This is a genomic window from Streptomyces sp. NPDC057654, from assembly GCF_042800135.1.
Classification (GTDB): domain Bacteria; phylum Actinomycetota; class Actinomycetes; order Streptomycetales; family Streptomycetaceae; genus Streptomyces.
This window is the reverse complement of the sequence record NZ_JBHVHQ010000491.1, coordinates 1-6,454: the sequence shown is the minus strand read 5'-3', so window position 1 is coordinate 6,454 and position 6,454 is coordinate 1. Positions and strand designations below refer to the sequence as shown.

The 6,454-nt window shown below is 72.0% G+C and carries 5 protein-coding genes; 1 reads left to right on the top strand and 4 read right to left on the bottom strand.

What is annotated here, in order from left to right; translation table 11 throughout:
- The 3 genes from ACFU99_RS28725 to ACFU99_RS28715 all read right to left on the bottom strand — a co-directional run.
- Positions 1-1,199: AAA family ATPase (locus ACFU99_RS28725; RefSeq protein ID WP_384397496.1), on the bottom strand; the 1,199-nt coding region annotated here is incomplete at its 3' end.
- 159 nt (positions 1,200-1,358) lie between these two features.
- Positions 1,359-1,985 (bottom strand): NUDIX domain-containing protein, encoded by a 627-nt coding sequence (locus ACFU99_RS28720; protein ID WP_384397493.1) that lies wholly within the window; start codon positions 1,983-1,985, stop codon positions 1,359-1,361.
- Positions 1,986-2,055: 70 nt separating this feature from the next.
- Positions 2,056-3,708 carry a CTP synthase gene (locus tag ACFU99_RS28715; protein ID WP_384397490.1) on the bottom strand — a complete coding sequence of 551 codons (1,653 nt, stop codon included), beginning with the start codon at positions 3,706-3,708 and terminating at the stop codon, positions 2,056-2,058.
- Between the two features lie 427 nt (positions 3,709-4,135).
- Here ACFU99_RS28715 and ACFU99_RS28710 point away from each other — a divergent pair, with 427 nt between their 5' ends.
- Complete coding sequence (locus ACFU99_RS28710) at positions 4,136-5,947, top strand: glycoside hydrolase family 15 protein (protein ID WP_384397499.1); 1,812 nt, start codon at positions 4,136-4,138, stop codon at positions 5,945-5,947.
- On the opposite strand, the gene ACFU99_RS28705 is transcribed toward ACFU99_RS28710, so the two are convergent.
- Positions 5,919-6,454, bottom strand: a 536-nt coding sequence (locus ACFU99_RS28705) for an MFS transporter (RefSeq protein WP_384397487.1), incomplete at its 5' end; no start/stop codon positions are given. The genes ACFU99_RS28710 and ACFU99_RS28705 overlap by 29 nt on opposite strands.

The following is a 6,454-nucleotide window of genomic DNA, read 5'->3' as shown; positions in this document are numbered from 1 at the left end:
CGGGGCGCCTCCGCGAGCCTCTTGCGCGCCGCGGAATCCGCGGGCTCGGTGACCGCCCGGCAGGAGTGCAGCTGCCGTACGGTCCGCTCCAGCATCCGCGCGCGGGCCAGCTCCGCCTCCGCCGGGCGCTCCTGCGCGGCGAGCAGCGCCCGCAGCATCGGGTGCAGCGAACCGGGCACCTGGTACTGCGGCCACGCGGCCGCGTCCTCACCGGACAGGTCCGCCGGGTGCAGCAGCCCCTGCGCGACGAAGTCCTCCAGCGTGGACTGGGCCGCGGAGAGCGAGCAGCCGGCGAGCGCGGAGGCGGTGTGGGCGTCGGCCAGCCCCGCCGGGGCCAGCGCGAGCAGTCGCAGTATCCGGGCGGCGGGGGCGGGCAGCGACTCGTACGCGAGCCGGAAGGCGCGGGCCAGCGGCCGCCCGCCGCTCTCCTGCCCCTCTTCCGCGGGCATCTCCCGCAGCAGTTTGACGACGTCCGCGACGGACGCGTTGGGGCGGGCCGCCAGCCAGCCGCCGACCAGGACCAGGGCGGCGGGCTGGCCGCCGCACTCCTCCACGACGGAATCCGCGGAGACCGGGTCGCAGGTGATGCGGGTCGAGCCCGCGAACCGCCCGATCAGCTCCACGGCCGCGCCCTTGCCGAGCCCGCCCAGGGTGCACGGCCGTACGTCCGGGACGCCGGTGAGCGGTCCTTGCGCGACGGCCACGAGCAGCGAGTCCGGGGCATCCGGGAGCAGCGCGTCGACCTGCTCCGCACTGGCCGCGTCGTCGAGCAGCAGCAGCACGCGCCGCTTGTCGAGCGCGGTCCGCAGCGCCTCGGACAGCTCGTCCTCGTCGGCGCCGGGCACCGGGCCCACGCCGAGCGTGCGGAGCAGTTCGCGGGCGGCGCGCTCGACCGGTACGGGCTCGCCGCCGGGTTCGGTGAGCCGCGCCCGCAGCACGCCGTCCGGGTAGTCCCCGGCCAGCCGCCGGGCCAGTTCCTCGGCGAGGGCGGTGCGGCCGGAGCCGGGGCGGCCCGCGATGAGCAGCACCCGGCTGCGGGGCGCCTTGCGCCCGGAGATGGTGTCGAGCCCGGCCCGGCCGATGTCCGACCGCAGCGCCTTCAGCTCGCGCTGCCGCCCGTGGAACGCGCGCGGCGGCGCCGCGGTGGCAGCGGCCGTACGCCCCCCGGCCCTGTGCTCCCCCACCGCCTGATCCGTCACGCGCCACGCTCCCGTCCACTCGCGCGTACGAGCCCGCCGCGGCTGCGAGCGGGAACTTCACGAGCCTAGTTCACCCGGCCCCGGCGTCCCGGCAGCGCACACCCCTGGGATCACTCAATCGGATCAGCGCATCAGCCCACCTCGGGCTGATGCCGGCCGCTACGCGACGAACGGACGGGCCGGCCACGGCGCGTCCGCGGGGCGCAGCGCGTCGAGGCCGTCGCCCGCCAGCGCGGCCTGGAGCGAAAGCGCGCCCACCACCAGGCAGTTGTTGTGGAGGTCGCCGGCGAGGACGCCGCGGATGAGGTCGGGGAGCGCGACGCGGGCGAGTTCCATGTCGGCCTCCTCCTCGGAGACCTCGAAGCGCTCGCCCTCCACCTCGGAGACGCCGCGGGCGAGGAAGATCCGTACGGCCTCGTCGCAGCCGCCCGGCGTGGTGTAGACGTCGGCGAGGACGCGCCAGTCCTCGGCCTTGACGTGGGCCTCCTCGTACAGCTCCCGCTGCGCGGCGTGCAGCGGGTTCTCGCCGGGGATGTCGAGGAGCCCGGCCGGGATCTCCCAGAGTTTGTGCCGCACCGGGTGCCGGTACTGGTTGAGGACCAGGACGCGCTGCTCGTCGTCGAGGGCGAGGACGGCGACGGAACCGGGGTGGACCTGATAGTCGCGCGTGACGGCGGCGCCGTCCGGCATGACGACCTCGTCCGTGCGGACACTGGTCTTGTTACCGACGAACGGCGTCGCGGTCGCGGTGACCTGCCACTCGGCGGCGGTGTCCTTGATACCCATGTACGTCCTCCTGAACGACGGAACCGGGGCACGGGCCGCAAAACGCCCGCACCCCGGTCCACCGTATAGGTCAGCCCTGCTGCCGCTTGACGGCCGCCTTCACCAGGCCCGCGAAGAGCGGGTGCGGGCGGGTCGGGCGGGAGCGCAGCTCCGGGTGCGCCTGCGTGGCGACCAGGTAGGGGTGCACGTCGCGCGGGTACTCGACGTACTCCACCAGCTTGTTGTCCGGGGAGGTGCCGGAGAACCGGAGCCCGGCCTTCTTCTCCAGCTCCGCGCGGTAGGCGTTGTTGACCTCGTAGCGGTGGCGGTGGCGCTCCTCGACGTACGGCTGGTCGTCGTAGGTCTCGCGGACGATGGAGCCCTCGGCGAGCTTCGCCGGGTACATGCCGAGCCGCATCGTGCCGCCCATGTCGCCCTCGCCGGCGACGATGTCGAGCTGCTCGGCCATGGTGGAGATGACCGGGTTGGCGGTGGCCGGGTCGAACTCGGTGGAGTTGGCGCCCTCGATGCCCGCGAGGTTGCGCGCCGCCTCGATGACCACGCACTGGAGCCCCAGGCAGAGGCCGAGCAGCGGGATGCCGCGTTCACGGGCGAAGGTGATCGCGCCGACCTTGCCGTTGACGCCGCGGTCGCCGAAGCCGCCGGGGATGCAGACCGCGTCGCAGTCGCCGAGCTGCTCCTGGGCCCCGGCCGGGGTGGTGCAGTCGTCGGAGGTGACCCACTTGATCTTCACGCGGGCCTGGTTGGCGAAGCCGCCGGCCCGGATGGCCTCGGTGACCGAGAGGTACGCGTCGGGCAGGTCGATGTACTTGCCGACCAGCGCGACCTTCACCTCGTGCTTCGGCTCGTGGACGCGCTTGAGCAGGTCGTCCCACTCGGTCCAGTCCACGTCGCGGAACGGCAGGTCGAGGCGGCGCACCACGTAGGCGTCCAGGCCCTCGGTGTGCAGCACCTTGGGGATGTCGTAGATCGACGGCGCGTCCTTGCAGGCCACCACCGCGTCCTCGTCGACGTCGCACATCAGCGAGATCTTGCGCTTGATGGCGGTCGGCACGTCGCGGTCGGCGCGCAGCACGATGGCGTCCGGCTGGATGCCGATGTTGCGCAGGGCGGCCACCGAGTGCTGGGTCGGCTTGGTCTTGAGCTCGCCGGACGGGCCGATGTACGGGAGCAGCGAGATGTGCACGACGAAGACGTTGTCGCGGCCGACCTCGTGCCGGGTCTGGCGCACGGCCTCCAGGAACGGCAGCGACTCGATGTCGCCGACGGTGCCGCCGACCTCGGTGATGACGACGTCGACGTCGTCGGTGGCCATCCGCCGGACGCGGTGCTTGATCTCGTTGGTGATGTGCGGGATGACCTGCACCGTGTCGCCCAGGTACTCGCCGCGCCGCTCCTTGGCGATCACGGTGGAGTAGACCTGGCCGGTGGTGACGTTGGCGGACCCGTCCAGGTCGACGTCGAGGAAGCGCTCGTAGTGGCCGATGTCCAGGTCCGTCTCGGCGCCGTCGTTGGTGACGAACACCTCGCCGTGCTGGAAGGGGTTCATCGTGCCCGGGTCGACGTTCAGGTACGGGTCGAGCTTCTGCATCGTGACCCGCAGGCCCCGCGCCTTGAGCAGCGCGCCCAGGCTGGAGGCGGTGAGGCCCTTGCCGAGCGAGGAGGCGACACCCCCGGTGACGAAGAGGTGCTTGGTCGTCGTGGGCTTTGCGGCAATGGCCAAGAGGGGGCTCCCGTGGTCGCGAGGTGAAATGCGAATCGGCGCCGACCCGGAATTCCGGGGGCCGCCGTCGCTGCGGTTCGGGGGTTCTGCTCCCACCGGTCCACGGGCTACCAGGGTATCAGCGACCTGGGGCGGTCGCTCCCGACGACGCTCGGCGGCGCGGTATGCGCCCTGCGTAGCGGCGTGGGGACCCCTGTGTAGCGATGGCGGGACCCCTGCGTAGCGGCGAGGTCACAGGCCACCCATTCGGCTCAGGTTCCTGTCCCGACCGTCGCGCGTCACACCAACTGGGCGTCGTATCCTGCACGGACACAGCAGCGAGCCGGCCGGCGTTGGCACTACCCCGCCCCTTCCCGGAACAAGAGCTCGTCGAAGATCGCTTGACCGCAAGAGAGCCCTTCGGGGCGACGTGGCCGTTCGACTGGAGATGCACGTGGCCGGGCGCATCGAGGATTACGCACTGATTGGCGATATGCAGACCGCCGCCCTCGTCTGCCGGGACGGGACAGCCGACTGGCTGTGCCTCCCCCGCTTTGACTCCCATGCCGTTTTCGCCGGACTGCTCGGCAGCGACGAGCACGGCTTCTGGCGCATCGGCCCCGCCCATGCGTCCGGGGCCACGCCGCCGCCGGCCGACCGGCGCCGTTACAGAGGCGACTCCCTCGTACTCGAATCCGAGTGGGACACGCCGCGCGGCACGGTCCGGGTGATCGATTTCATGCCGCCGCGCGACGGAGCGCCGCAGCTCATCCGGATCGTGGAGGGCGTCAGCGGACGGGTGCCGATGCGCTCCGCGCTGCGGATGCGCTTCTCCTACGGCCGGGTCGTGCCGTGGGTGCACACCGGCCCGGACGGCCGCACGGTGGCCGTCGCCGGGCCCGACTCGGTGTGGTTCGACACCGAGGCGGAGACCTACGGCAAGGACCTGACGACCTACGCGGACTTCACCGTCGCGCCGGGCGAACGGGTCGCCTTCACCATCAGCTGGGAGCCCTCGCACAAGGAGCCGCCCGCGCTGCCCGAACCGGAGGGCGCGCTGGAGGCGACGGAGGAGTTCTGGCGGGAGTGGGTGGAGCACTGTACGTACCACGGGCCCTACCGGGACGCCGTCGTCCGTTCGCTCATCACCCTCAAGGCGCTGACCTACGCCCCGACCGGCGGCATCGTGGCGGCGCCCACCACCTCGCTGCCCGAGGACATCGGCGGCTCCCGCAACTGGGACTACCGCTTCACGTGGCTGCGGGACGCGGCGATCACCCTGTCCTCGCTGCTGCGCACGGGCTACCGCGAGGAGGCCCGCGCCTGGCGCGAGTGGCTGCTGCGGGCCGTGGCGGGCGACCCCGAGAACTTGCAGATCATGTACGGGATCGCGGGCGAGCGGGAGCTGGGCGAGGCCGAGCTGTCGTGGCTGCCGGGGTACGAGAACTCGGGGCCGGTGCGGATCGGCAACGGCGCGGCCGGCCAGCTCCAGCTCGACGTCTACGGCGAGGTCACCGAGGCGCTGCACCTCGCGCACATGACGGGCCTGGCCCGCAACGACTACGCGAGCGTCCTCCAGCTCAAGCTGATCCAGTACCTGGAGTCGCACTGGGACGAGCCGGACGAGGGCATCTGGGAGGTGCGCGGCCCGCGCCGGCACTTCGTGCACTCGAAGGTGATGGCGTGGGTGGCGGTCGACCGGACCATCAAGCTCATCGAATCGGGTGATGTGGACGGCCCGTTGGAGAAGTGGCGCGAGCTGCGCGACGACATCCACCGCGACGTGTGCGAGAAGGGGTACGACAAGGAGCGGAACACCTTCACGCAGTCGTACGGGTCCACGGAGCTGGACGCGTCCTTGCTGCTCATCCCGCAGATGGGGTTCCTGCCGCCGGACGACAAGCGGGTCATCGGGACCATCGAGGCGATCCAGCGGGAGCTGTCCACGGAGGACGGCTTCGTGCTGCGCTACCCGACGAGCGGCGACGACGCGGGCGTGGACGGGCTGGAGGGCGACGAAGGGGCCTTCCTGGCCTGCTCGTTCTGGCTCGCCGACGACCTCGCGATGATCGGCCGGGTGGACGAGGCGCGCAAGCTGTTCGAGAAGCTGCTCTCGCTCCGCAACGACCTCGGGCTGCTCGCCGAGGAGTGGGACCCCCGGCTCCAGCGCCAAGTGGGCAATTTCCCGCAGGCGTTCAGCCATGTTCCGCTGATCGACACGGCGCTGCGGCTCACCGCGTCGAGCGCGTTCGTAGGCTGAAGAACAGCGCGCAGGCGCTGACGGGCAGGACGAGCACGGCTGCGGCGGCGTTGAGGCCGCCGTAGCCGACGACGGCCACGAGGCCGCCGGAGAGCGCGCCGCCCGCCGCTCCGACGAGGTTCATGAGGGTGTCGGAGACGCCTTGGACCTCGGAGCGGTGTGCGGCGTCGATGGACTCGGTGAGCAGCGTGGAGCCCGCGACGGTGGCGCAGGACCAGCCGACGCCGAGCAGGAAGAGCCCCGCGGTGACCGCCCGTCGGTCGCCGCCGGAGGTGCCGGCGAGGAGCGTCGCGACGACGTAGACCGCCTGCCCGAGCAGGATCACGGGTACCCGGCCGAGCCGGTCGGCGGCCCATCCCACCAGCGGCGACAGGGCGTACATCCCGGCGATGTGCAGGCTGATCGTGAAGCCGACGACGCTGAGCGACGCACCGTGGTGGGCGAGGTGCACGGGCGTCATCGTCATCACCGACACCATCACCGCGTGGCCGATCACCAGTGCCGTGA

Bases quoted from the DNA above. Each gene is read 5' to 3' on its own strand.
- ACFU99_RS28720 (WP_384397493.1), bottom strand. From the start codon at position 1,985: ATGGGTATCAAGGACACCGCCGCCGAGTGGCAGGTCACCGCGACCGCG.
- ACFU99_RS28710 (WP_384397499.1), top strand. From the start codon at position 4,136: ATGCACGTGGCCGGGCGCATCGAGGATTACGCACTGATTGGCGATATG.